Annotated in this window: 23 protein-coding genes and 2 pseudogenes; 24 read left to right on the forward strand and 1 reads right to left on the reverse strand. The window is 50.6% G+C overall.

The features are described from left to right. Window positions 1–253 precede the first annotated feature (253 nt). Window positions 254–736 (reverse strand): annotated as a pseudogene (locus ACZRMS_RS23970) (ABC transporter six-transmembrane domain-containing protein); the annotation flags it as partial. On the opposite strand from ACZRMS_RS23970, the pseudogene ACZRMS_RS23975 reads away from it, so the two are divergent. The 24 genes and pseudogenes from ACZRMS_RS23975 to sctE all read left to right on the forward strand — a co-directional run. Continuing rightward, window positions 728–1,006: pseudogene (locus ACZRMS_RS23975) on the forward strand (IS3 family transposase); the annotation flags it as partial. The pseudogenes ACZRMS_RS23970 and ACZRMS_RS23975 overlap by 9 nt on opposite strands. Window positions 1,007–1,153: 147 nt before the next feature. After that, a complete protein-coding gene (locus tag ACZRMS_RS23980; protein ID WP_463997352.1) occupies window positions 1,154–1,999 on the forward strand; it encodes a winged helix-turn-helix domain-containing protein in 846 nt (281 codons plus the stop codon). Further along, window positions 1,966–2,457 carry a hypothetical protein gene (locus tag ACZRMS_RS23985; protein WP_463997353.1) on the forward strand — a complete coding sequence of 164 codons (492 nt, stop codon included), beginning with the start codon at window positions 1,966–1,968 and terminating at the stop codon, window positions 2,455–2,457. Before ACZRMS_RS23980 ends, ACZRMS_RS23985 begins: the two co-directional genes overlap by 34 nt. A gap of 375 nt (window positions 2,458–2,832) precedes the next feature. Continuing rightward, complete coding sequence (locus tag ACZRMS_RS23990; protein WP_463997354.1) at window positions 2,833–3,003, forward strand: hypothetical protein; 171 nt, start codon at window positions 2,833–2,835, stop codon at window positions 3,001–3,003. A 171-nt stretch (window positions 3,004–3,174) separates the two neighbouring features. Next, window positions 3,175–3,597, forward strand: coding sequence for a hypothetical protein (locus ACZRMS_RS23995; RefSeq protein ID WP_463997355.1), 423 nt, complete (start codon window positions 3,175–3,177; stop codon window positions 3,595–3,597). Window positions 3,598–3,717: 120 nt separating this feature from the next. After that, window positions 3,718–4,443, forward strand: coding sequence for a hypothetical protein (locus ACZRMS_RS24000; protein WP_463997356.1), 726 nt, complete (start codon window positions 3,718–3,720; stop codon window positions 4,441–4,443). A 92-nt stretch (window positions 4,444–4,535) separates the two neighbouring features. After that, window positions 4,536–4,901, forward strand: coding sequence for a CesT family type III secretion system chaperone (locus ACZRMS_RS24005; protein WP_463997357.1), 366 nt, complete (start codon window positions 4,536–4,538; stop codon window positions 4,899–4,901). A gap of 202 nt (window positions 4,902–5,103) precedes the next feature. Continuing rightward, window positions 5,104–5,727, forward strand: a complete 624-nt coding sequence (locus tag ACZRMS_RS24010; RefSeq protein WP_463997358.1) for a response regulator — start codon at window positions 5,104–5,106, stop codon at window positions 5,725–5,727. A gap of 3 nt (window positions 5,728–5,730) precedes the next feature. Then, on the forward strand, window positions 5,731–7,971 hold the full coding sequence (locus tag ACZRMS_RS24015) for a response regulator (protein WP_463997359.1): 2,241 nt from the start codon (window positions 5,731–5,733) through the stop codon (window positions 7,969–7,971). A gap of 93 nt (window positions 7,972–8,064) precedes the next feature. Further along, window positions 8,065–8,790: a helix-turn-helix domain-containing protein gene (locus ACZRMS_RS24020; protein WP_463997360.1), complete on the forward strand. Its 726-nt coding sequence runs from the start codon at window positions 8,065–8,067 to the stop codon at window positions 8,788–8,790. 4 nt (window positions 8,791–8,794) lie between these two features. Continuing rightward, a complete protein-coding gene (gene sctC, locus ACZRMS_RS24025) occupies window positions 8,795–10,456 on the forward strand; it encodes a type III secretion system outer membrane ring subunit SctC (RefSeq protein ID WP_463997361.1) in 1,662 nt (553 codons plus the stop codon). 1 nt (window position 10,457) lies between these two features. After that, the gene (gene sctW, locus ACZRMS_RS24030) at window positions 10,458–11,558 is read left to right on the forward strand and encodes a type III secretion system gatekeeper subunit SctW (protein WP_463997362.1); all 1,101 of its coding nucleotides are present in this window, start codon (window positions 10,458–10,460) and stop codon (window positions 11,556–11,558) included. A 21-nt stretch (window positions 11,559–11,579) separates the two neighbouring features. Further along, window positions 11,580–13,631: an EscV/YscV/HrcV family type III secretion system export apparatus protein gene (locus ACZRMS_RS24035; protein WP_463997363.1), complete on the forward strand. Its 2,052-nt coding sequence runs from the start codon at window positions 11,580–11,582 to the stop codon at window positions 13,629–13,631. Window positions 13,632–13,643: 12 nt separating this feature from the next. Beyond that, a complete protein-coding gene (locus ACZRMS_RS24040; RefSeq protein ID WP_463997364.1) occupies window positions 13,644–14,051 on the forward strand; it encodes an InvB/SpaK family type III secretion system chaperone in 408 nt (135 codons plus the stop codon). Beyond that, the gene (sctN, locus tag ACZRMS_RS24045) at window positions 14,048–15,337 is read left to right on the forward strand and encodes a type III secretion system ATPase SctN (RefSeq protein WP_463997365.1); all 1,290 of its coding nucleotides are present in this window, start codon (window positions 14,048–14,050) and stop codon (window positions 15,335–15,337) included. Before ACZRMS_RS24040 ends, sctN begins: the two co-directional genes overlap by 4 nt. Further along, window positions 15,321–15,776, forward strand: a complete 456-nt coding sequence (locus tag ACZRMS_RS24050) for a hypothetical protein (RefSeq protein ID WP_463997366.1) — start codon at window positions 15,321–15,323, stop codon at window positions 15,774–15,776. The genes sctN and ACZRMS_RS24050 overlap by 17 nt, the downstream gene beginning before the upstream one ends. Then, a complete protein-coding gene (locus ACZRMS_RS24055) occupies window positions 15,773–17,155 on the forward strand; it encodes a hypothetical protein (RefSeq protein WP_463997367.1) in 1,383 nt (460 codons plus the stop codon). Before ACZRMS_RS24050 ends, ACZRMS_RS24055 begins: the two co-directional genes overlap by 4 nt. Window positions 17,156–17,169: 14 nt before the next feature. Then, on the forward strand, window positions 17,170–18,060 hold the full coding sequence (locus ACZRMS_RS24060; RefSeq protein WP_463997368.1) for a FliM/FliN family flagellar motor switch protein: 891 nt from the start codon (window positions 17,170–17,172) through the stop codon (window positions 18,058–18,060). Next, window positions 18,053–18,715, forward strand: coding sequence for an EscR/YscR/HrcR family type III secretion system export apparatus protein (locus ACZRMS_RS24065; RefSeq protein WP_463997369.1), 663 nt, complete (start codon window positions 18,053–18,055; stop codon window positions 18,713–18,715). The genes ACZRMS_RS24060 and ACZRMS_RS24065 overlap by 8 nt, the downstream gene beginning before the upstream one ends. Before the next feature lie 9 nt (window positions 18,716–18,724). Then, window positions 18,725–18,979 carry an EscS/YscS/HrcS family type III secretion system export apparatus protein gene (locus tag ACZRMS_RS24070; RefSeq protein WP_463997370.1) on the forward strand — a complete coding sequence of 85 codons (255 nt, stop codon included), beginning with the start codon at window positions 18,725–18,727 and terminating at the stop codon, window positions 18,977–18,979. 4 nt (window positions 18,980–18,983) lie between these two features. Beyond that, window positions 18,984–19,763, forward strand: coding sequence for a type III secretion system export apparatus subunit SctT (sctT, locus tag ACZRMS_RS24075; protein ID WP_463997371.1), 780 nt, complete (start codon window positions 18,984–18,986; stop codon window positions 19,761–19,763). Window position 19,764: 1 nt separating this feature from the next. Continuing rightward, window positions 19,765–20,796, forward strand: a complete 1,032-nt coding sequence (locus tag ACZRMS_RS24080; protein ID WP_463997372.1) for an EscU/YscU/HrcU family type III secretion system export apparatus switch protein — start codon at window positions 19,765–19,767, stop codon at window positions 20,794–20,796. Window positions 20,797–20,939: 143 nt separating this feature from the next. Continuing rightward, window positions 20,940–21,431, forward strand: a complete 492-nt coding sequence (gene sicA / locus ACZRMS_RS24085; protein ID WP_463997373.1) for a type III secretion system translocator chaperone SicA — start codon at window positions 20,940–20,942, stop codon at window positions 21,429–21,431. 5 nt (window positions 21,432–21,436) lie between these two features. Next, complete coding sequence (gene sctE, locus ACZRMS_RS24090) at window positions 21,437–23,185, forward strand: type III secretion system translocon subunit SseC family protein (RefSeq protein WP_463997374.1); 1,749 nt, start codon at window positions 21,437–21,439, stop codon at window positions 23,183–23,185. Window positions 23,186–23,209 lie beyond the last annotated feature (24 nt).

Genomic DNA, 23,209 nt, shown 5'->3' on the forward strand with positions numbered 1-23,209 from the left:
AATTCAGGGGAAAAGGTACGGCGTTGTTTGGTCATCTGACACCTCGTTCTGGCGAGCATTCTCGCCTAAATGGGTGTCCGGTTTCATTAGACCACTACAAGATTCGCTCATGACTGACACCTCTTCTTGTTTTTATGGGCCCACCTGACGGCGGGTAATAAGTAAGAGGATTTGTCAGTCGGAGCGTCTATCGGAGAGGTCCGTTTGGGGTGTAGTCCGTGGCTTTGTGTTTGGCGAGATAGGTTGATTTGGACTACTGATCGCTCTGGCTTTTCTCCCCAAATCCCGGATCAACCCGCTTGCCGATATCCCGCAGTCGCGCCCAGTGATCCACGATGGCAGGCGTTTCATCCAGGCTGCTGACGAACATCCACAGGTAGGTCATGACCGCATATACGTGTCCGGCTTTTACTGCCGGTGACAGGGCCAGTTGACTGATGGCGATCACAAACAAGATGGCCGAAATCACGCCCACAAACAGATAGGCCGACGCCTCGCGGTCCGAGAGCCAGATCCGCAGTTTCGAGAGCAACTGGTAATGGCGTTGCAGCGTTTTAGCCCCGACGCTCTGTACCAGACCGATCTCTTGCTCCAGCCGGTCATTGAGCCGTTCGTACAGTTCCTGATTGCGTCGGGAAAAACGCGGCAGCAGTGATGCGCACACCAGCAACACCGCCAGGCATGCCAGGCCGACCCACGGCTGGATCACCAGCAACATCACGGCGGCACCTCCGATTGGCGTAGTTTTTTGAAGGCTAGCAATTTGGTTGCCAGCATGAGTCGTCGAGACAACTGCCATGATGATGCTGTCGCAGAAATTTTTTTCCAGCTTTTGAAGCGAGAACGGATCAAGCGAAAAATCCACATCACACGGGAAGATGCTCGTGGTGATGCGTTCGATTACATCGAGGTGCTTTACAACGCAAAACGTCGTCATGGTCTCAACAATCAGATGTCCCCGGTAGAGTTTGAAAAGCGTTACACCGCGAGCTTGGAGAGTGTCTAGAAAAACCGGGGCTATTCAATGTTTCAAAGGCTTTCTTACAGAGTCTCGTGATGTAAGCAAGACGCTATGCAACGGTTTTTTAAATATGCTGTATTCTGGGGCGTGTTGATTTGAACCTCCTAAGGGAGGGCGGGAGAGAGGATTTCGATGGATGTCTATTACTACGACGCTGAAAAGATGATCCTGAGTCGGGCTGAACGCTCAACCAGCTTGGGCAGTAATGAAAGTGATTTGCTGTTAGCGTTGATTGATGGGATCACTGAGAAGGAGGCGCTGATATCGCGTGTTTGGGGAGATAGAGGGGTAGTCATCTCTGATAGCAGTTATTATAAAACGGTTCATACGCTTCGCGCGGCCTTAGTTGATGTCGGGATAGAACGTAATCACTTAAAAACGTTGCCTCGACGCGGTTTGATATTGCTGTGTGAAATAACGCTGATATCTAATGCGCCATTGATAGATAGCGAAAAGTCGGAGCTGACTGATCAGAGTATTGGTGGAGATGTTGAAAAGGGCGAAAATAATGTTGTAGGCGAGAGCGGTAACACTGCGCCGGCAATGTTAGCCCAGGATGCGCAGCTGGAGCAATTGACATTTAAAGATGAGTTGGATTTCGACTTGGATTTGGATTCGCTTGATGGTGAAGCCGGGTTTGTGCGGCGACATGTACATGTCTTTGTATTGATACTCGCCGTTCTGGGTGTCCTGCTGCCTGTTGTCTATGCATACTTGATGTACAAAAAGCCACCTGATTTGGAAGAGTGGAAACTTGTCTGGGAAGATAAGGGGGTTGAGCTGTATGCAGAGGAAAGTGAAAGTATGTCAAAGGAAGATGTGCTGACTGCAATGAGTGGTTTTGCTCGCCCTTTGAAGTTGATGGATACTAACTATTACGTGAGAAAGCCACTGAGTCAACTGCTGATAAGTTGCGTCAGGACGGGAAGTGCTGTGGAGGGCATATGCGTAAATTATCTGCGCGTTGGAAAAAAATAATTGCATTGGCTTCGGTATGTTCGTTATTAGTGTTTGGTAGTTTAATCTATCGTTATCTCGCGGGAATTCACAAAGATATTCCGCAAGTGCCTTGCAGTGCATCTATCGATTTCGTGCATGCAGACGATGATAAGGGTATCTGGCAAGGTAGAGGTGATATGATCATTGACCCGAAGGAAGGTGCGTTGTATGTATATTACAGGGTTGAAAGTCCTGAGGGTAAGCAGTATGTGTACAATCGGAGATTTGAGTTGTCATTGAAGCGAATTGATACTTCACGGTATCTATTTAAAACAACTGCTATTTCAACGTTTGATGGGGACACAGCAGAGAATAATATTCCTTTCATGGCGCGTGGGTTTCAAGGGGGGGTGATAACCTTTAGTTTTTTCTCTGAGTTTGACTACTATTTTAATATAAATAATTTGGTTATAGGGGTGTGCCAGGTTCCTCGTTAAGGCGATTTTGTTGGGTGTTTAAGTCTCGGGGTATCCCGAAGGGTCAGGCCTTTGTTGTGAGGCTGGCCCTGGCCCCTGTACATGGTAAGGCGCTCGTTGGCGAGCTGGTGTGGGCCTAGGCATGAAAAGGTAAGAACAAGTAATCAGGGTGGTAAGGACAGCGAAGAACAAGTAATCAGGGTGGTAAGGACGGCGGAAGTCTTTAAGAGGATAGTGTGATCGTCTTATAAGGCGTTGCCTTGAAACAGGGCGTTGTGGCAGCGAATAGGAGTGAGGTTGATTTGCTGTTGTTCAATTAGGTGTTGGGCTCGGTGTGTTTTTGGATAAGTATTTTTCAAAATCTCGTATTTTTAAAGTCAAGGTCAGGTGCGTTCGATGTTTCTCGGCTATCAAGAGCGACTACTGCTGCGTGCCGGATTGAGAGTTGATGAAGGTAAGGTTCCTCGGATGGGATATAGGTATAGCGCAGATGTTGAGTTGGGTTGGTGTTCTGCTTTGCTAGTGGTGCTGCTCAACGGTTTGGTTATTTATTTTTTGTGGAATTGATTTGAAGTTGGATTGCAGGGTGGTTTGTTAGGCTGAGCCCGTCGATCGCAAAGTGGTCGAGGCCTTTTCTGAAGGGGGTATCGCAGAGCATGGTCTAAGTAATAATGTCATTGTGGCTGCATCATCCGTTTAGATAAGTAGTGTTTAACACATATAGTTGGAGTCTTTGTGGTGCGTGTTAATAAAATAGATGTGCGCGTGGATACGTTAACTTCGGCATTGGAAAAAAAGGCCGGTAATAAATCGATTTCCTCGAAAACAGAAAAAAAACTAGTCGCTATTGCAAGGGGGCAATTGGGGTTGAGTCCTGTGACCTCGAGTGTGATATTTACAGGTGTGGGGCGTGGAGATTTTAGTAAGGTAGACGCTAATGGGTTGTCTGATCAGTTTGACTTGGATGGGTCTTTAAGGCAGCGCGAGGCGGCCGTCAATATCTGCAATATACTTCGCGATGTAAATAATAAATGGATCGTGGGGGAGGGGAAGGAAAAAACCCCTGCGTTGAATAAGTTTGATAAGTATTTTGGGCGGGCCAAAATAATCGCGGGAGATGTTTATGAGCCTCCTGTGTGGGGCCTAAAAAAGCCGACTTAAGTAATCGATCATAGTAACCGGTTGTGAGATGCGTTGTTTGTATTCTGAGCCGCGACTGTTCTTGAATGGTTGTCGTCGGTGAGAGTGATTGTTCAAGGTTAGTCCAAAAAGGAAAACGTTATGATTATGAATCCGTACTCTGCGGCAATGTCATATTCGACATTATTAAACTGTGCCGCCAGCCATTCAGTAACGTGTGCTGTATCAACCCCTTCGTCAGATAAATTACTTGCAGAACGAGAAGGGCCGGCAGAAGGTAAGGGTTGGTTAGAAGGTATATTTGTTCGCGTCTTTGATGCGGTTAGTGAATATGCTACAGAGCTGCTACAATTTTTTAATTCTTTTTTTAGCAATGATGATGTGTCGAAATCCGAAAGCAATAACGTTGCTTTTAACGGTTCATCTGTCTTGGATGCCACATTGGATCAACTTGGTCTTGGTTCGTTAGAAGTGCAAATGAAAAAAACAGCATTGCTATTGTCGTTGAAAAGCCTGGCTAAAGTAATTGATCTAAATATGCTTGAGAGTGAAGATTTAAAAGAGCAGCACAGGCTGTTAGCAACGAATAACGGTGTCATACGAGTGGTGGTGACGGCATTGGCCTCAGTAGAAAAATGCTCTGACAGCAGTGCTGAGCGTGCGACTGCAGAAAGTTTGTTGGCGCGTGAAATTGGGGGGGCTGCTTTTAAATCTTGGGGAACCACTGAAGGCCCTGCCGTGGATTTTCTCAGGCATGCAAGTAGTGATGATTTAAAGTCTGCGACTGAAGGACTGAAATCAATGGTGGACGAGATTTTGCAGTTAAAGTCGCGTGCCGAACAGAGGCTTAATAGCGACAAGCTTTAAAAACATACTGCTCCGGTCAGGATCTAAAGGCCTATAGCTTTAAATGCTAATGTGAGTAAATTTCATTCGGTTTTTATCTAAGAGAGGCGCCTGTGAGTGGGCAATTTTTTAATCTGATAAAGGAACTGTATCTGGCCTTGTCATTGCCAGAACCAGACGAGATAAATTCAGTCTCCAGCTTTCAGGTCGGCAATCAGCTCTGCCATGTCACTGAGCATCCTGTGGATTACATGCTGATGTTTGTAACGGTTGTACCAGTGTTGGGCGCATTGGCGGCAGAGCAGAATATTTTTAGTCAAGATCCATGCAGGCCTGTGCTTGGACTCGACCCAGTCAGTCAAAGTCAGGTGCTGTGGTCTCGACAGTCGATGGCATACATGGACCGTGCATTAATTCATCACCAGTTGGAGCAGTTGGTCTTTGCCGCAGATAAATTGATGGGCGTAAGCATTGATTAATACTTGGGCAGTGATTATTTGTGCACTTATTTTTCAGGTGTCGTTCATTACAGTATTTTGTAGCAAAAGGGAGCGGATGCCATAACTTATCATAATGATGACCGTTTGTGCTCGTGGGTATTCTGTTGGCTGTCACCGAGCAGTAATAAGTCAGCGATAGGTATCAGCTTTATTGAGAGGGCAGTTAAAGGAGTTGCGTCTGATGAGAGTTGTATTGGTAGATGACCATGCCGTCGTACGTCTGGCCATTCGTATGATCTTGAGAGCAGAAGGGCATGATGTCGTCGCGGAGTGTGATAATGGCGCGGACGCGGTCAGAATCATTGTCCAGGAGGAGCCCGATATCGTTGTGCTTGACTTGGATATTCCTCTATTGGATGGAATGGCAGTCATAGACCGTTTACGCTTGTTAGGTAATCAAGCAAAAATAATTATTCATACCGGGTTGAGAAGTTCGGCCTACACGGCGCTTTGCATGCGGGCCGGTGTGTTCGCGTATGTGTCAAAAATGGAAGACCCGCAAGAAATCATTGTGGCAATGCAAGCGGCCATTAATAATAAGCGCTACTTTCCAGCAGAGACGATTATTTCTGTGCGGGCGAGTGATTGGGAACATGATGAAAGCCGGCTACTCGCGACCCTCTCCAGGCGGGAACTTAAGGTGCTGCATGGGCTATCAGTGGGTTTGACCAATAAGCTTATTGCCGAGGATATGCTGGTTAGTAATAAGACGGTGAGCACATACAAAGGTCGAATTATGCAGAAGCTTGGTCTTTCAACATTGATGGATGTGATCGACTTTGCCAAGCGTAATCAGGTGAGTTGACTTATGTTTCATGCGAGCTGTCGGTGGCTAATAAATATTGCATTTGTTTTTTTCATGATCGAAGCTGAAGCATCATCTGCAGTGTTCGCGGCTGAGGGTGTTTTGGCAGAAAGTTGTGAGTTTTCGACGAGACTCAATCTTGATTCTTACTTTGGTGAGGGCGGAGTACTTAGACGCTATGGATTGTCTAGGCAGTCATGCGCCTTTTTTCTCTTGCTCATCGTTTTTACCTGTTTGGCTATTAGAAGCCGCTGTAATGAGCGGGCCCTTCGTGTGGCACATCAGAAACTTAACAAGCAAGTATTGCTCATGCAGTGCTTATTGGACGCTGCTCCGGCGCCTCTTTATATGAGGGATAGTCAGGGCGCGTTGTTGTTATGCAATAGAGCTTATCTCGATTTTTTCAACGTCGAAGCTGAGCACGTGGTTGGTCAAAAATTAAGTCATGTGTGCGTCGTTGATAGTGCGTTGGCTGTGGCGTACGAAAAAGTTTACAAGCAGGTATTTGAAACTGGAAAAACATTCACTGATCTTTTTTCGATTCAATTCGATCAGCGTTTTTATCAGCTCTATTTATGGGTGTGTCCCCAATACAGCGAGCAGGGTGAAATAATTGCCGTTGCGTGCGGGTGGACGGATGTATCCGAGCGAGAATATTTGATCGACACACTGCGCCAGGACAAAAGTAGAGCTGAAACGGAAAGCCATTACAAATCGCATTTTCTTGCCGTCATGAGCCATGAATTACGTACACCCATGAGCGCAATGATCGGCGCTTTGGAGTTGGCCAAAAATCCTGCTGGCGCGGACGATGCTCCACACCTTATCGGTATTGCCCATCAATCTGCTCAAAATATGCTGGAGTTGATTGGGGATGTGCTTGATATTTCCAAAATCGAGTCTGGAAAATTAGAGTTGAATCTGATGCCTTGCCAGCCTGTGCAACTGGTTCAAACTGTCATTGACAATTTTTCATCTGTAGCAAGAGAGAAAAATATTAACCTTGAATTCAGTAACGAAGGCGTCGACATCAGTGTTCATCTAGATGGCTTGCGCTTCAGGCAGGTAATCTCGAATTTAATCAGTAACGCCCTGAAATTCACGCCTCAGGGTGTCGTATGCGTCAGCTTGGCGATCACTCAATTAAATGATACTCGCGCTGAGCTTCAATTGAGAGTCGAAGATACAGGCATCGGCATTGATCCTGTGCTCCAGGATCGTTTGTTCAAACCTTATAGTCAGATATTGCCTTCTGATTTGTCGCGCCAGTCGGGTACGGGGCTTGGGTTAGCTATTTGCAAGCATCTCATGTCTTTGATGAGCGGGTCGTTAGCGTGCTATAGCAAACTGGGCCAAGGCTCGTGTTTTTCAATAAGCGTCGAAGTGGATGTATCGACCACAGCAGATACGCGGGATTACATTGATCAGTGCGACTCGCCAGCATGTTTGTCGCCATCCCAAATCTTGTTGGTAGAAGATGATGAGTTAAGCCGCCGGGTTCTGCAGCTTCAATTGGAGTCGCTCGGTATGTGTGTGACCACGGCACGAGATGGTGTTGAGGCCTTGGGGTTGTGGAAAACTGAGCATTTCGACTGTGTGATTACCGACGGCAATATGCCGCGAATGGGGGGGGATGAATTAACCCGCCAGATTCGCAGTCATGAGCAGGAACAAGGCCGCCTACCTGTTTTCATAATAGGGCTCACGGCGAATGCTCAGCAACAGGAAGTCCTGCGTTGTAAAGCGTCCGGTATGAATGATTGTCTGTTTAAACCTCTGACCCAGCACAAGCTGATATCGATTTTAAGTGTAGCTGAGCAAAAGCGTCAGCGTTCGGCTGAACAGTTTGAAAGCTTTGATATAGCGTCTATACACGCTATCACCCAGGGTAATCTCGATCGTATTGACGAGTTGCTCAGCACTGTGAGTCGTACCAGTATTGAGGATCTTGCGGCCATGCAAGCTTATTTTGCATGTGGCAACTTTACAGCCTTGGCCGGGCTCGGCCATAAAATCAAAGGTGGTGCGAGAATGATCAGGGCTGAAGGACTGGTCGCCGCCTGTTCAGAGCTAGAGCGCTGCTGCGAGCGTAATTTTTCACCGAATGAAATTCGATCTTTGATCGAGGAGCTCTCCAGGCGCATTTGTTCTCTCGTGCGAGGAGTAGAGCGAGCGATAGGCCGGCCTCTCAGTTTCAATAGAGCTGTTGAGTTAGAGAGGCCATCAGTTTCTCATCAAGATTAGAGGCCGGGAAAGAATCATCATTGTCGTCGGGAAAGTATCCGAGCTGATGATGAGGTAGCTGACGTGAGAGTAGCAGAGGAGACGGAGCAGACTTTGACGTTAGAACAATGGTGTTCTGTGGCACGGCCGGGCGTGCAGGTTCTTCGTATTCGTAATGGTCAGTCGGCTTTATGTCTGTCGCATAGCGAGAGTTCAGTGCAATGGTGCTTTCCTGCGCGATGGCAAGGTTTGTTGCTTTGGCGCCCAGGGTTAAAAGTGTGCGCAGGCAATGCCTGTGTGTTGGTACCGTCGAGCATAAGCCTGGTCAAGTTGCAGTTTTTTATAGATCAGGGGCAATCGATCACGGGTCAGTCTGCATCTGCCGAGCCATGGGCTGTGTTGCGTGAGTCCGGCATTCACGATCAATCGTTAGCGACGCTTGAGTGCTGGTACTTGGCGCTGGCGATGAAAGGTGCAGAAAGCTATCGGATCTTTGCCCGGGAGTTGCGTTGTATCGAAAGTTACCAGCTGTTGGGATTTTTACTTAAAGAAGGTTCCAATAGCGCAAAGCTCCAACACCTTGCTGAGCGGTATGGCGTTTCAACTTCGCATTTTCGCAGGCTTTGCCATCATGCATTGGGTAATGCCCCGAAGTCAGAATTGCGCGAATGGCGTACTGCCAGAGCTTTATTGATGATGGCTGATGGGCAGAGCAACTTGACTGATGTCGCCTTGGAGTTTGGCTATGCCTCCTCCTCACATTTCTCCAAAGAGGTCCGAGAGCTGGTCGGAGTTGCGCCGAGTAGTTTGATCGACATAACCCGACTTTCTAGCGAATAAATTGATGATTTCTAAATACACCATTCGACATGCAGTGTTAGTTATGCTGTGTTGCTTGTTACCCACTGTTGGTTCTGCTGCACCGATGCGTACCGGCGATGGCTATGTTGCCCGGCAGGAAAGTTTACGCGCCTTTTTTGATGTGCTGTCTGCTTCGTTGGGTAAGCCCATCATTCTTAGCAAAGCTGCCGCGCGTCGCACAATTACCGGCGAGTTTTCCTTAGCCTCGCCGCAAAAAACCCTGCAACGAATCACTCGCCAGATGGCATTGATTTGGTACAGCGATGGTCAGGCAATCTATGTGTATGAAGCAAGTGAGGCGAAAAGTACGGTTATTTCACTGAACACCATTACGGTGGAAAAGCTGAACTCCTTTTTGCGTCGCTCCGGCTTGCAGGACACACGTTACCCTCTGCGTAACGATGGCCTTCGAACATTGTACGTATCAGGCCCACCTATTTACGTGGATCTGGTGATGCAGGCCGCACAGTTTATGGATAACCAGAGCGCGGATTTACAGCTGGGCCAACAGCGAATCGGAGTCATCAATTTGCGCAACACCTTTGTAGGTGATCGCAAATACGAGCTGCGGGATGAAAGTATTACGATTCCCGGGATGGCAACGGCCATTGAGAGTTTGCTCAAAGGCGAAAGCCGTGGTGTGGAAACGAGCATCAGTCGTGACACGGGCGGGCGACCTTCAGTTATGCCGACTTTCCCTCATGCCGGTCTGAGTGAGCCCGACAGCGCTATAACCGACAAAGCAGCGCCCAGGATAGTGGCTCGAGACCTTGCCGCAGGCAATATCAGGGTGGTTGCTTACCCGGATACCAATAGCCTGCTGGTCAAGGGGCTACCTGAGCAAGTACGGTTTATAGAAAATCTGGCAGCCGCGCTTGATGAGTCCAAGCGTCATGTCGAGCTGTCGTTGTGGATCATCGACTTGCAGAAGGATGATTTGAACGAGCTGGGCGTTGACTGGAAGGGTTCCCTCAAAGTCGGCCCAAACGTTCAGGCAACACTTAATGGAGGTTCGTTGAGTACGCTGGACGGGTCTTCGTTTATGGCAGCCATATCAGCCCTAGAAACCAACAAACGCGCCCGGGTGGTATCCCGGCCTGTGATTCTCACCCAAGAAAACGTGCCGGCCATTTTTGATAACAATCGCACGTTCTACGCCTCCCTTATTGGTGAGCGCGCCGTTGAGTTGGAGCATGTGACGTACGGCACACTGATCAGCGTTTTACCGCGCATTTCGGCAGCCAATGAGATCGAAATGGCGCTGAACATTGAAGATGGCAACGAGGTTGAGCCTGGCCGAAGCAATGGCGATGGCTCCTATGTTCTGCCAACCGTGGGGCGTACGCGCATCAATACTGTAGCTCGCGTACCCCGGGGTAAAAGCTTGCTGGTCGGTGGGTTCACCCGTGACGAAGGTGGAGATGTAATTAAGCGCATACCAGTACTTGGGCATATTCCTTATTTGGGCCGTTTGTTTAGCTATCGTCAAACACGTACATCCAGCACCGTTCGCGTGTTCCTGATTCAGCCCAAGGAGCTGGACGCCCCCCTGATGCCAGGTGCCGCGCAGATTGCCTCGGAAGCGCTGGGGCGCATAACACGCGATCCTGCCGATATAGCTGTGCTGCGCGCAATGGAGCGCTGATATGAGCATTGGTGGCATCACTCCACGCATGCAAATGTTGCGTATGGCCCAAAACAATGAGCCTCAGATAAAGCCTGGCGAAGGTCCTGAGGATGATGCTACACCGGCTGCGAATGTGCAGCGCTTTGTCGAAAACAGCGACGAAATGGCCGCTTCGTTACGCGCCCAATTTCGTCGTCGCGGGGATTTTGGCAATAAGTTTGAGGGCATGTCGGAGAGTTTTGAACGCGTTCTTGATGAAGACGTGATTCCTAAAGCCAAGCAGGTTATAGCGATTGCCAAATTGGGTGATCGAAGCATCGAATGGCTTTTGGCGCAGGCGCGGGGGATGTTTCCCGATGACAGCGATCTGGTGCTGGTTTTGCGCGAGTTGTTACGCAGCAAGGTGTTGGCCGAAGCCATCCGTCAACGCCTTGAACTCATGCTCAACGAGGTGATCAGGCAGACGCCACAAAAGCGTTTGAAGGCCGGCATCAATACTGCCCTCAAGGCCAAGATGTTCGGTAAGGCACTGGCCCTGCGAGCCGCGTTGATGCGCGATACCTACCGCTCTTTTTTAGAGAGCGATGCCAGTTCCAGTGAGTCTTATGAAGACTGGATTACGCTATATGGTTACTCGCACCGCGGGTCTGTTCTGGAGTTTATCGAAGCGGCGCTGTTAACGGATATTGATGCTCAAGACCCAAGTTGTTCGGGGGAAGAGTTTGGTCAATTACTGAAAAAATTGGGTGAGCTTAAACGACTTCGCTCAGCCGACGCTGCTTTTATTCAGCGTTTGTTGAGTGATGAATTGATCTGTCGGCACAACGGCAGTGAGCCGGACTGGCTGGTGTTTATGCTGGGGTTGTTGCAATTTCCGGATGAGCTTGAGCAGTTACTACAGGGTATTTTTGGTGCGCGACTGCTGTTGGCCGAGCACAACGAACGTGCGCAGTTGCTCCAGTTTCTGCGTTTGATGTGCCTGGCGCTTCCTCATGAATTGTATTGCGATGAGGAGGCTATACATCGAGTGGCAGAACAGTTTACGCATTTGGCCGATCTGGTTTATTCCCATGAAACCATTGAACGGCATGGTGCACTAGTCAAACGGCTAACTCCTTAGTTTTCAAGGTATGCATTGATCATGTTGGATAAATTTTTACGTAGCCTGACGTCGCGCCCGGAATTATTGATTCTGACGTTGATGGTCACGATTATTGCCATGCTGATTATTCCACTGCCCACATGGCTGGTGGACTTTCTCATTGGTTTAAATATCGTTATTGCGATTCTTATTTTTATGGGTTCGTTCTATATCGAGCGAATTTTAAGTTTTTCTACCTTTCCCGCATTGCTGTTGATTACGACGTTGTTTCGGCTTGCACTGTCGATCAGTACTAGTCGCCTGATTTTAGTTCAGGCCGATGCCGGCGATATTATCGCTTCCTTTGGTGATTTTGTTATCGGCGATAACTTGGTTGTCGGCTTTGTCATCTTTGCCATTGTTACCATCGTGCAGTTTATCGTGATTACCAAGGGCTCGGAGCGGGTCGCAGAAGTGGCTGCGCGTTTCTCTCTGGACGGTATGCCCGGCAAGCAAATGAGTATTGATGGTGACCTCAAAGCCGGTGCCATTGATGCCAAAGAAGCCCGTGAGCGGCGCAGTACCCTGGAGCGTGAAAGTCAGTTATATGGTTCTTTCGATGGTGCCATGAAGTTTATTAAAGGGGATGCGATTGCCGGGATTATCATCATCTTCGTGAATTTTCTGGGCGGTATTGCCATCGGTGTCGGTCAATTAGGCATGGATATGTCTACCGCCTTGTCGACCTATACCCTGTTAACCATTGGTGATGGTTTGGTAGCACAGATTCCAGCGCTTCTGATTGCCATCGGCGCCGGTTTTATCGTGACCCGGGTCAATGGCGATGAAGCCAATCTGGGTCGCAACATGATGACCCAGATGCTGGGTAACCCTTTTGTGATTGGGGTCACAGCAGTGCTGGCCCTTGGTGTCGGTGCACTGCCGGGCTTTCCAGTTTGGGTTTTCATCATCATCTCTATTGCCTTGGCAGCGGTGGTGTTCTTTCGCCACAGAGCGAGCAAAAAAACCTCCGGTGCCGTACCAGTCCCCCACGAGCCAGGTACAGACAGTGATCCTGAAAGCCAGTTGGGCCTTGTTGAGAATGTGGACGACATGGCAACCGAAACGATTGCGTTGATGTTGCTGGTGCCAACTAACCGCCTCGAAGAATTACGTTCCGCACAATTGTGTGAGCGCTTCCGCAGTCAATTCTTTATTGATTATGGAATACGTATCCCTGAGCCTCAATTACGCGCGGCAGACAACCTACCGGAAGGTCAGGTGGCCGTGCTGATCAATGAAGTACGCGCGGATCAGTTCGATATTTACTTTGATTGTTTGCGCATCGTTGATTACAAGCAGGAACTGGAGCACTTAGGGTTAGACTTGGTAAAGGGCATTGACAGTAACAAACAGGTCAGCGTTTGGGCCGCCACTGCTGAGCGGGAAAAATTGCAACACCTTGGCCATCAACTGCGTCCTGCCTACGATGAGTTCTATCGTTGTCTGGTGACACTTTTGGCCCGCAATATCACAGAGTTTTTTGGTGTTCAGGAAACCAAAACCCTGCTGGATGAAATGGAGGCGCGGTATCCCGACTTGCTTAAAGAAGTGTACCGTCACGCTACGGTGCAAAAAGTCGCCGAGATTTTGCAGCGTCTCATTGGTGAGCGAATCTCGGTACGTAATATGAAGTTAATACTTGAGTCACTTGCGCATTGGGCATCGCGCGAAAAAGATGTGCTGGCGTTGGTCGAGCATGTACGAGGCGGGCTCGCCCGTTATATCAGTAATAAGTTTGCTCACGGTAATGACCTGAGGGTGTTGCTGTTGTCGCCCGACTTCGAAGATGTGGTGCGTAAAGGCATAAGGCAAACATCGGGAGGCAGTTTTCTGAATCTTGAGCCGGCCGCCAGCGAAGAGTTGATGGATGCCCTGGCTGTGGGGTTGGACGGTTTACATATTCCACAAAAAGACATGGTTGTTTTAGCATCAGTGGATGTAAGGCGTTATATCAAGAAAATGATCGAAGGACGCTTCCGCGAACTCGACGTGATCTCTTTCGGCGAAGTCTCAGACACTATTTCTGTGAATGTTATCAAGACCCTATAAGGAACCTGCATTATGAATTATATCGATATCGCCAGTTTGCTTCGTGAGGCCCTGGCGCTCAGTGGTTGTACGGATGAACAAATGGGAAGTTTTGATGGGCATAGCACAATCGAACTGGAACTGTCCGATATGCCGGCCATTAAACTTGGATTTATTGACGATGGTGTCTGGTTTTGGAGCACGCTGGTTGAGTGCAGCGACATGCTTTTAATGCATCGCTCTACTGAGCTGTTGCGTTTTCTGATGCAGGGTTTTGCCTTTGCACGTACGGAGCAAATGCAACTCCTGGAAGTCGAAGGCATGCTGGAAGTTCGTGTGCTTTTGGCTGACTCCGCCCTGATGAGCGCTGATTCCTTAGCGGATGCGGTAGAGGGTTACCTAGGAGCGCTCACCACGTTGTGCGAAATCGTTAATCAATGAGTCGTCCAGCCCTGGAGCGTCGTGCCGCGCATCCGCTGCGGCTGACCGGGCCGTTGCTTGAAGCGGCGCTGTATGACGTGGTAATCGGCGAAGTGTGCGAGGTGCGCGGGGACTGGCGCGACACAGATGTCTGTGCCCGCGCACAAGTCATTGGGTTCAGCCCGGATGCCGTATTGCTCAGCTTATTGGGCGATGCACGCGGTTTATCGCGTGAGTCGCTCATCGTTCCGACCGGAGCGTTGCTGAGCCTGTATTGCAGCTCGGCCATGCTCGGTTGCGTGGTCGATCCCCAGGGCAATATCGTCGAGCGCTTGAGCGGGGCTGATGCATTTGATGGTCGTGATTGTCTGGTGGACGCCAGTCCACCCGGCTATCAGCAGCGCCGCCCGGTCAATTCACCGCTGCCCACGGGTATTCGGGTTATTGATGCGCTGCTCACTTGCGGTATTGGTCAGCGTATCGGGATTTTCGCGGCGGCGGGCTCAGGCAAAACGTCATTGATGAACATGCTGATCGCCCACAGCGATGCGGATGTGTTTGTGGTGGGGTTGATCGGTGAGCGGGGCCGTGAGGTCACGGAGTTTGTCGAGGAGCTGCGTCATTCTGACAAGTGCGCCCGTTGTGTCGTGGTTTACGCGACCTCTGACTTTTCCTCGGTAGACCGCTGTAACGCGGCATTACAAGCGACGACGATTGCTGAGTTTTTCCGTGATCAAGGCAAGAATGTCGTCCTCATGCTGGACTCCATGACCCGATATGCACGTGCCCGGCGTGACTTGGCGCTGGCGGCAGGGGAGGCGCCCGCGCGACGCGGTTACCCGGCTTCGGTTTTTGATTCGTTGCCGCGTTTGTTAGAGCGACCGGGGGTCACGGGCAGCGGCAGTATCACGGCTTTCTATACGGTGTTGCTGGAGAGTGACGACGAGCCGGATCCGATTGCCGAAGAAATTCGCTCGATCCTGGATGGCCATATTTATCTCAGTCGTAAATTGGCAGCCAGTGGGCATTTCCCGGCGATTGACGTGTTGCGAAGTGCCAGCCGAGTGGCCAATCAAGTCACGGATAAAAGTGTGCAGCAATTGGCCAGTCGTACCCGCAGCGTATTGAGTCGCCTTGAAGAACTGCAAGTGTTTGTCGACCTGGGTGAATATCGTCCCGGTGAAAATGCCGCTAATGACAGCGCCATGTCGTGTCGTGAAGCGCTGATGGACTGGCTGCGTCAAGACCTGGATGACGGCTCTCCGATGAATTCGGCGCTGGAGAGTTTAAGTGGCCTTATTAAGTGAAATCCGGCGATTACTGGGGTTCAGTGATCTTCGCCAAACGCAATGCGCTCGAAAACTGGACAGAGAAACGCGTTCACTGTTGCCGCTGGAACGTGAGCTGAACGAAATCGAGTTGCGCATTCAAGGCCTGCACGAACTTTTACTGAGTCACCGAGTTGAGGCTCAAAGCTTAAGTTACTCGCAATTGCTCGGTCTTCTGCGGCGTCAGGCGGTGATCCGTCGTCAAGTCAGCAACCTTGTGCTGGATCGCGAACGTATCGGGGCTCAGTACCAGCACATCACGTTGGGTATTGAGCAATTGCAACTTCAGCGCAAAACATTGCAAAAAAAGCATATGAAATATCAGGGCCTGGAGCAGCGGTTGTTAGTTGCTAATCGTTCACGTCAGTGGCGACAGGAAGAAAATGACATTGAAGAATTATTGATGAGTTTGAGATGACCAGCATAAAACCCCCAATGGCAGTCAGTCGATCGGTGAATGTTCGTTTGTCGTGTGACAAACCTGATGATGTGCTCAAGGTACGTGCCACGACAGCACACAAAAAAGGCGTCGAACTCGATGAAATGCCGCAAGGGGTTCTGGCGTTACTGGCACAGCTGCAGCCCTTGCCTGCTGAAGCCTTAAAGCTGGCTATCGGCCCCTTGAGTGCGGGGCAACAGGTTGTGCCGAAAGCATCGGGCATGGCAATTGCCACGATGGCTGCGGCCCGCATTGATTTGGGTCATCAGCGCACTTCGGGCCAGCATTCATCAGTGGCTGTTTCTAAGACCGCGGCCGCAGTCATACAGGCAACGTCTGTGCCTATAGCAGCCGCGACTCAGGTGGCTATAGAGCTGGGCCGGGAAGTAGTTACAACCCCGGCACCTAAATACCAGGCAGGGGTAGCGCCCATTAATGCACCGATTACCGATAAGGTAGGCATGATTGAGGCTTCGGACAAACCGCTCAAAAAGAGGGTCATGCCTTCACCACCAGACGCTTTTTTACTGACGGAAGCTCAATTGTGGGCGGCTAAACCAAAAAACCGACTATCTGTCCCGACAGTGGACAGCGCGCCACTTGCGAAGCGTGAAAAAGTTGAGACAGCGTCAGTTAACGTGACTTCGGCTGTACCTGCTCGGGTTAGCGCGCAGCCGGTGCCGGCCATGGTCATGCCTGTATTGAAGCAAGCACTGCCTGCGCTGCAATCAGTCACCCCTATCGCGCCTGCAGTTGTTTCATTGGTACAGACTCTAATGGTGTCGCGTAATGAGCGTACAACGGCAACCGCTGAGCCTTCATTGGTGACGCTGTCTGTATCAACTGCAGCGCCAGTGTTGTCTGCCAAAGAAGTGAACGTGGAGCTGAGTGCGCGCGCGCTGGATAGCGATCCGTCGTCGGCGGCGCTAGAGACGCCAACGGCTTTTGTATCAGCAATGCCGATGCCTGATAAATCGCTGCGCCAGCCACTGGCGCAGTTGCCGGCAACCGGCGCGCAGCCTGCTACTCAAGGATCGGTCAAGCCTGAAGTGATCAGTGAAAAAGGCCCGCAAAACTACCTGCAGGTTCCTTTTGCCAAAGGCGAATCAGCCGCCGTCATCACCATTACCAAAGCAGCACCCGATCAGTTTCAGCCGCATCAATTGGTGATGAGGACTGATAATGTGGATGTGAGCGGCTACTTGCGTGACAACCTGTTACAGCTCGATGAGCCTCGCTGGCAACTGGCTGAGCAGCAAGATCGTGAACAGGGTGATAGCCGTCGTCAGGATGAGCGTGAAGAAGAGTTTGAAGAGAATGCTCAATCCTTGTTTCACGCAAAGCGTGAGCCGGCGTGAGGTCAGTTCTGAATGTGCGACGCCTCGACTCTGCTGAGTACGCTAGTCGATATGCGGTGGCGCGATGGAGCAGGGCAGGGTACCCGGTGCAATTGCGTCAGCCACAGGCGCAAACGCGTTATCTCTCATTCTGGGCGCAGGGCCCGCAAGGGCTGTGGCGCGGCATGCTGGATGCACATCAGTGGTTGGATGCGGTGTGGCCCGAGCGCTCGCCGCTGCGCCCTGTCAACTGTGACGCAGACGACATTCTGCATTTGTTTTCGGCGGTTGCGCGTCCGCTTGAAATAGCCCCGGCGCTGATTGATTACACCCGGCTGTTCGAAATTGAAGTTATTGACGGCGAGCTATTGCCGTCTTACGGGTTGCCTTGCATTCAGTCTGCGATGGGGGAAGTGTGGGTTCTCAACTTGCCGAGCGTCGCCGACGATGTGACTAAACCACTGCATGACTGGGTGCTGGAACTGCAACATGTCTTAAGTGCAGTGCTGGGCAGCAGTCAGGTGGAGCGCACCCGCTATGAGCGGTTGGAGCCCGGTGATGTTGTCTTCATTGGCGAGTACACCCGACAGTTGTTTCTCGCTGGTTACAGCATTGGTCAATTCACATTTATTAAGGAGGGGCTGCATATGCAACTCACGCCAACCGAAACACAACTGCCTGCCCCGATAAGTGCAGTGTCCGATTTGCCCGTGAAGCTTGAGTTTATAGTAGGCGAGCTCACATTGAGCATTTCACAACTTAACCAGTTGATTGAGTCTCAGGTCTTGCCGTTGGCTGTGGAGGCGCTCAGCAGTGTTGAAGTCAGGGTCAGTGGCCAGTGCATTGCCAGGGGCGAGCTGGTTCAGCTAGACAACCGTTTTGGGGTTGAGCTGAGCGAAGTGTATCGGGGCAATGCGGATGAATGATGTATCAATGATTGGACTTTTGGCAGTGGCATCGTTGCTGCCATTTCTGATCGCGGCCGGGACGTGCTACATCAAATTCTCTATTGTATTTGTGATTGTCCGTAACGCTCTGGGTTTGCAACAAGTGCCTTCAAACATGACCCTCAATGCAGTTGCATTATTGTTGGCCATGTTTGTGATGACGCCGGTCATGCAACAGGGGTATGACTACTACAAAGATAACCAGGTCTCTTTCACCAGTATTGATGCTGTGGTGGACTTTGCGGACAACGGTTTGGGCAGTTACCGCGAGTACCTCGTCAAATACACCGACCCCGAGCTGGCCCGTTTCTTTGAAAAAGCCCAGGCGGCGCGTCTGGAGCAGTCAGCCCACGAGACTGAACATCAGGAAGAGGTTGAGCCGTCGTTGTTTGCCTTGCTGCCGGCTTATGCCCTGAGTGAAATCAAGTCAGCGTTCAAGATCGGTTTTTATTTGTACCTGCCTTTTGTCATCGTCGACCTGGTGATTTCCAGCATTCTATTGGCGCTGGGCATGATGATGATGAGCCCGGTGATTATTTCTGTGCCGATAAAGTTAGTGTTGTTCGTGGCACTGGATGGCTGGGCGCTCCTCTCCACCGGACTGATCGGGCAATACTTGTCCCTGGCGCAATGAGTAATCACGATGAATGACTTGGTATTTGCCGGCAACAAAGCGCTTTACCTGATCCTGGTGATGGTGGCCTGGCCAATCATTGTCGCCACGTTGGTGGGCCTTTTGATTGGTCTGTTTCAAACGGTCACCCAGCTTCAGGAGCAAACCTTGCCGTTTGGCTTCAAATTGTTGTCGGTCTCGGTGTGCTTGTTCTTGTTGTCGGGCTGGTACGGCGAAACGTTGCTTGGCTTCAGCCGCGAAGTCATGCAATTGGCCTTGAAGTGACCCGATGAATATCAGCCTTTTTTTTGATCTGCACAGTTGGATGGCAGGTGCGGTCATTTGCTTTGCCCGACTGGCGCCGATCTTTTTCATGCTGCCATTTCTGAATAACCGGACGCTAACGGGGGCGCCGCGTAATGCGGTGATTATGTTGGTGGGTATGGCGCTGTGGCCTTATACCGCGGACACGCTTCCGCGCCTGGACTCCCTCGGATTTTATGTTTTATTGCTCCGCGAGGCAGGTGTCGGGGCGATTTTGGGGTGTTTGCTGTCCTGGCCGTTCTGGGTGATGCACGCCATGGGCAACCTGATTGATAACCAGCGCGGGGCCATGTTCAGTAACACGGTCGACCCAGCCAACGGCGACGACACTTCGGAGATGGCGAACTTCCTGTATTTATTTGGGGCCGTGCTCTACCTCGAGGTCGGCGGGATGGAATTGGTCGTATCAACGCTAAGTCAAAGTTATCAGTTGTGTTCGCCCGTGCAGACGTGCGAGTGGAGAATGGAGCCCTTGATCGGTTTGCTCGACCCGCTCATCAGCAAAACCTTAATTATCAGTGCGCCGGTGGTTGCAACGCTGTTGTTGACGGAAGCTCTGTTAGGGTTGTTGGCACGTTTTGCACCACAAATGAACGCATTCTCCGTATCACTCACGATTAAAAGTATCGTTGCGCTGCTGGTGCTGCTGTTGTATTTCGGGCCGCACTTGCCGGGCGAAATAGTGCACTTTTCCTTTAAACCTGAGCAACTAGCTGACTGGTTCGTTGCGCCGCAGGCACACTGAAATGTCGAGTGCTTCTAAAACAGAAAAACCCACGCCCAAAAAGAGGCGTGACGCCGCCAAGAAAGGACAGACCTTTAAAGCCAAGGACTTGTCCAGCTCGTGCTTGATTCTCTGTGCCATTATTTACTTGGGCTCCAGTGATACGTTATTGCAGGTCATGGAAGTGTACCGGCGTGTCATTGCGTCAGGCTTTGAGGCCGATCCGCAACGATACGCGGCTGAATTGAATGTTTTGTTGCTAAAAGTCATTGCGCCGGTGATTGTGGTGTGTTTTCTCGCCAGTGCATTGCCCACGTTATTGCAAACAGGACTCGCCCTGGCCAGTGAAGCATTGAAACTGAATTTTGGTGCGTTAAATCCAATTAATGGTTTTAAAAAGCTGTTCAGCCTTAGAACATTAAAAGATACCGTTAAGGCGCTCTTATATTTAGCCTGTTTTGGTGTCGCGTTCTGGACGGTGTGGTTGAGTGAGCGGCATTTATTGTTTTCGCAGCTCTATGCCCAGCCAGTCGATCTGTTTCAAATATGGGGGCATTTATTAGGCGTGTTAGTCCTGACTTTCCTCGGCTGCATTCTATTGGTCGTTATACTCGACGCCCTGTGTGAGTATTGGTTGTATATCAAAGAACTGAAGATGGACAAGCAAGCGGTCAAGCGTGAACACAAAGAGCAAGACGGTAACCCTGAAATCAAGGGGCGTCGTCGCGACTTGCACATGGAGCTGCTTTCCGAACAAGTGAAGTCAGATGTTCGCGGTTCGCGGGTTATTATCGCCAACCCGACCCATATTGCCGTGGGTATCTATTTTCGCCCGGAAGTCACGATGATGCCCTTTGTCTCGCTGATGGAAACCAACCAGCGTGCCTTGGCCGTGCGCAAATATGCAGCCGAAGTTGGGGTGCCCGTGGTGACGGATATTCCTTTGGCCCGCCGAATCCTCAAAACCCATCAGCGTTACAGCTTTATCCAGCTGGATGAAGTTGAAAACGTATTGCGGCTGCTGGTCTGGCTGGAACAGATCGAGCAGGCCTGACCCCCTTTCTTTTTCCCTCTTTTGTTAACCCGGACCATTAAGGATTTCCCGAAAATGAGCGCTTTTTGGCGGCCGGGTTTTTTGCCCAATGGCTTAATTAGACCTGTCAGTACGGCTGACGAGACATCCAGGAGTAACCACCCATGAGTAACCGTAGATGCAGCGAACAGGAAGAGCAACAGCTCGCTGAAGACGTTATGCAGGCCGTATTGGACGGAACTCCGCTTAAAGATCTGCAAGGTATCAGTGCGGATCAGATGGACAGTTTATACGGGTTTGCTTATGAGTTTTATGAGCAGGGCCGACTGGATGATGCAGAACGTTTTTTCCACTTTTTGTGCATTTATGACTTCTACAACGTGCAGTACTGGATGGGGTTGGCAGCGGTTCATCAACTCAAACAGAACTATCAAAAGGCCATCGATTTATATGCCGTGGCATTTGCGCAGGGCAAGAACGATTACCGACCCATGCTTTATACCGGCCAGTGCCAGTTGGCACTGGGCAAAACTGGCAAGGCCAAATTGTGTTTCCAATATGTTGTTGAGCACGTGCAGGAGCCCGTAATGCGTGAGCAAGCCAAGGCCTACCTGGCAGTGTTGAGCGATGTAGAAACTGATCTTCAAGAAGAATAGTGGCGATGGATATAAGTGCTCTGTACAACCGGGTTGGCCCGGAGTCACTTGCGCGTAAGGATGCGCGAGACGCATACGCGGATGCTGCGAGTCAGGCAGGCAATACCAAGGCCTACCAGCGCGCTGCCGAAACTGCGTTGGTTAATTTGCAGAGTGTTAATTACAGCGGTCAGTTCTCAGGTGCTCCGGTACCGGGTCGTCCGGTATTGGCCCCTCCGGCGCCAGCTTTGGCAGCGCCCAAGAAGAACACTGAAGACACGTTTACCTTGCTGATTTCCTCGATTATTACCCTGCTGGGTGAGATCGATATGGATTCATTGAAGAACCGACTGGATGTTCTGAAGTCGGCAGCAAAAGCAGCGGCTGACGGCAACAAGGCGCTGTCGGAAAATTACCTGAGCTCCGTAGCAGAGCTTGAGGCCGCGGTCACCTCGGCAAGTGCCAGCGAGGCCAAAACGGCATCGGCCAAGGCCAGTCTGGAGCACGCCGAGGCCCAGTTAAGCAAGGCTGAAGTGGCATTGAACGAGGCGGAGCCAGAAACGCCTGAGCACGCACAAGCGTTGCAGGCGCGCGATGCAGCTCAGGCCAAGGTTGGCGTTGCGCAGCAGCAATTAAATGCCGCGCTGCAAGATCAAAAAGCTTCCATCAAAGCTGCAGCAGTCGTAGCCGACAAGGCTGAGGTATTTGCCAAGCAAGTACAAACCCAAGGTGCATCGGATAAGTCTTTACTCGACGGGATGAAAACCCAGTTGAATGCTGCGGGCACTATGGTGCTGTTGATGGCGCAATTTGCAGAACTGATGGGTGAAAGTGCAGAAAACAAGATAGACATGGAGCAAGAGCTGTTTCGCAGTATGCAGGCTGCGCGACAGGAGTATATGGAGCAGAAGTCGAATGAGTATTTAGAAGAAGTACGCAAGTCGGAAGCAGCCAGTAAGGCGATGGGGTGCATAGGTAAAATTCTGGGTGCTGTGCTGATGGTCGTCAGTGTGGCCGCAGCAGCGTTTACCGGCGGTGCCAGCCTGGCGTTGGCCGGCGTGGGGGTCGCTTTGATGGCGGCCGACATGATCGCCAAGGAAATCACCGGCGTTTCATTTATGGAACAAGCAATGAAACCGTTGATGGACCTCGTCGGCCCTTTAATCCAGCAGCTCGGCAAAGGCATCGCTAACCTGCTGAAGAAAATGGGTGTTGATGAAAAGTCAGCAGAAATGGCCGGCATGATTATGGGTGCCATTATTGGTGCTGTGGCCATGGTTGCCGTATTGGCGGTGGTGATGGCGGTGGGTAAGTCCGCAGCCGGCAAGTTGTCGAGCGCGATGGGCAAGGCCTTTGGTGATGTTGCCACCAAATTGGTCCCGGACTTGCTCAAGCAGGCCGCACGATCGGTGAGCAAAAGTTTCACCAAGGCTATGACCAAGGCGCGCGGCAGTATGGGGCTGAAATCCGATTCTGTGAGCATGGGTAAATATGCAACTCGAATGGCCATTGCCGAGAGCGTGGTACAGGCCGGTAGTGCATCGGCTGAGTCGAGCATGGGGATCAAGTCGGGTATACATCAGCGTAATGCTTCGGACCATCTGTCCGCCTTCAGGTTTTCAATGGTCATCAGTGAAACATTGAAGGCTCATTTAAGTGAAATGATTGAAGTCTTTGACCAGGCAATGAAGGCCAAAGACCAGGCCATCAAAAAGGCTCTCAGTATTCAAGAGAGTATGAACAATACCAGTCTTAATATGGCACGTAACATTTAAATTATAGCAATCAGGAGAGTTGTC

It is taken from the genome of Pseudomonas sp. B424 (assembly GCF_055408345.1).

What these genes read in the sequence shown, in the direction of transcription:
- ACZRMS_RS23980 (WP_463997352.1), top strand. Translation starts at nt 1,154, where the DNA reads ATGGATGTCTATTACTACGACGCTGAAAAGATGATCCTGAGTCGGGCT.
- ACZRMS_RS23985 (WP_463997353.1), top strand. Translation starts at nt 1,966, where the DNA reads ATGCGTAAATTATCTGCGCGTTGGAAAAAAATAATTGCATTGGCTTCG.
- ACZRMS_RS23990 (WP_463997354.1), top strand. Translation starts at nt 2,833, where the DNA reads ATGTTTCTCGGCTATCAAGAGCGACTACTGCTGCGTGCCGGATTGAGA.
- ACZRMS_RS24000 (WP_463997356.1), top strand. Translation starts at nt 3,718, where the DNA reads ATGATTATGAATCCGTACTCTGCGGCAATGTCATATTCGACATTATTA.
- ACZRMS_RS24010 (WP_463997358.1), top strand. Translation starts at nt 5,104, where the DNA reads ATGAGAGTTGTATTGGTAGATGACCATGCCGTCGTACGTCTGGCCATT.
- ACZRMS_RS24015 (WP_463997359.1), top strand. Translation starts at nt 5,731, where the DNA reads ATGTTTCATGCGAGCTGTCGGTGGCTAATAAATATTGCATTTGTTTTT.
- sctC (WP_463997361.1), top strand. Translation starts at nt 8,795, where the DNA reads ATGATTTCTAAATACACCATTCGACATGCAGTGTTAGTTATGCTGTGT.
- sctW (WP_463997362.1), top strand. Translation starts at nt 10,458, where the DNA reads ATGAGCATTGGTGGCATCACTCCACGCATGCAAATGTTGCGTATGGCC.
- ACZRMS_RS24035 (WP_463997363.1), top strand. Translation starts at nt 11,580, where the DNA reads ATGTTGGATAAATTTTTACGTAGCCTGACGTCGCGCCCGGAATTATTG.
- ACZRMS_RS24040 (WP_463997364.1), top strand. Translation starts at nt 13,644, where the DNA reads ATGAATTATATCGATATCGCCAGTTTGCTTCGTGAGGCCCTGGCGCTC.
- sctN (WP_463997365.1), top strand. Translation starts at nt 14,048, where the DNA reads ATGAGTCGTCCAGCCCTGGAGCGTCGTGCCGCGCATCCGCTGCGGCTG.
- ACZRMS_RS24055 (WP_463997367.1), top strand. Translation starts at nt 15,773, where the DNA reads ATGACCAGCATAAAACCCCCAATGGCAGTCAGTCGATCGGTGAATGTT.
- ACZRMS_RS24065 (WP_463997369.1), top strand. Translation starts at nt 18,053, where the DNA reads ATGAATGATGTATCAATGATTGGACTTTTGGCAGTGGCATCGTTGCTG.
- ACZRMS_RS24070 (WP_463997370.1), top strand. Translation starts at nt 18,725, where the DNA reads ATGAATGACTTGGTATTTGCCGGCAACAAAGCGCTTTACCTGATCCTG.
- sctT (WP_463997371.1), top strand. Translation starts at nt 18,984, where the DNA reads ATGAATATCAGCCTTTTTTTTGATCTGCACAGTTGGATGGCAGGTGCG.
- ACZRMS_RS24080 (WP_463997372.1), top strand. Translation starts at nt 19,765, where the DNA reads ATGTCGAGTGCTTCTAAAACAGAAAAACCCACGCCCAAAAAGAGGCGT.
- sicA (WP_463997373.1), top strand. Translation starts at nt 20,940, where the DNA reads ATGAGTAACCGTAGATGCAGCGAACAGGAAGAGCAACAGCTCGCTGAA.
- sctE (WP_463997374.1), top strand. Translation starts at nt 21,437, where the DNA reads ATGGATATAAGTGCTCTGTACAACCGGGTTGGCCCGGAGTCACTTGCG.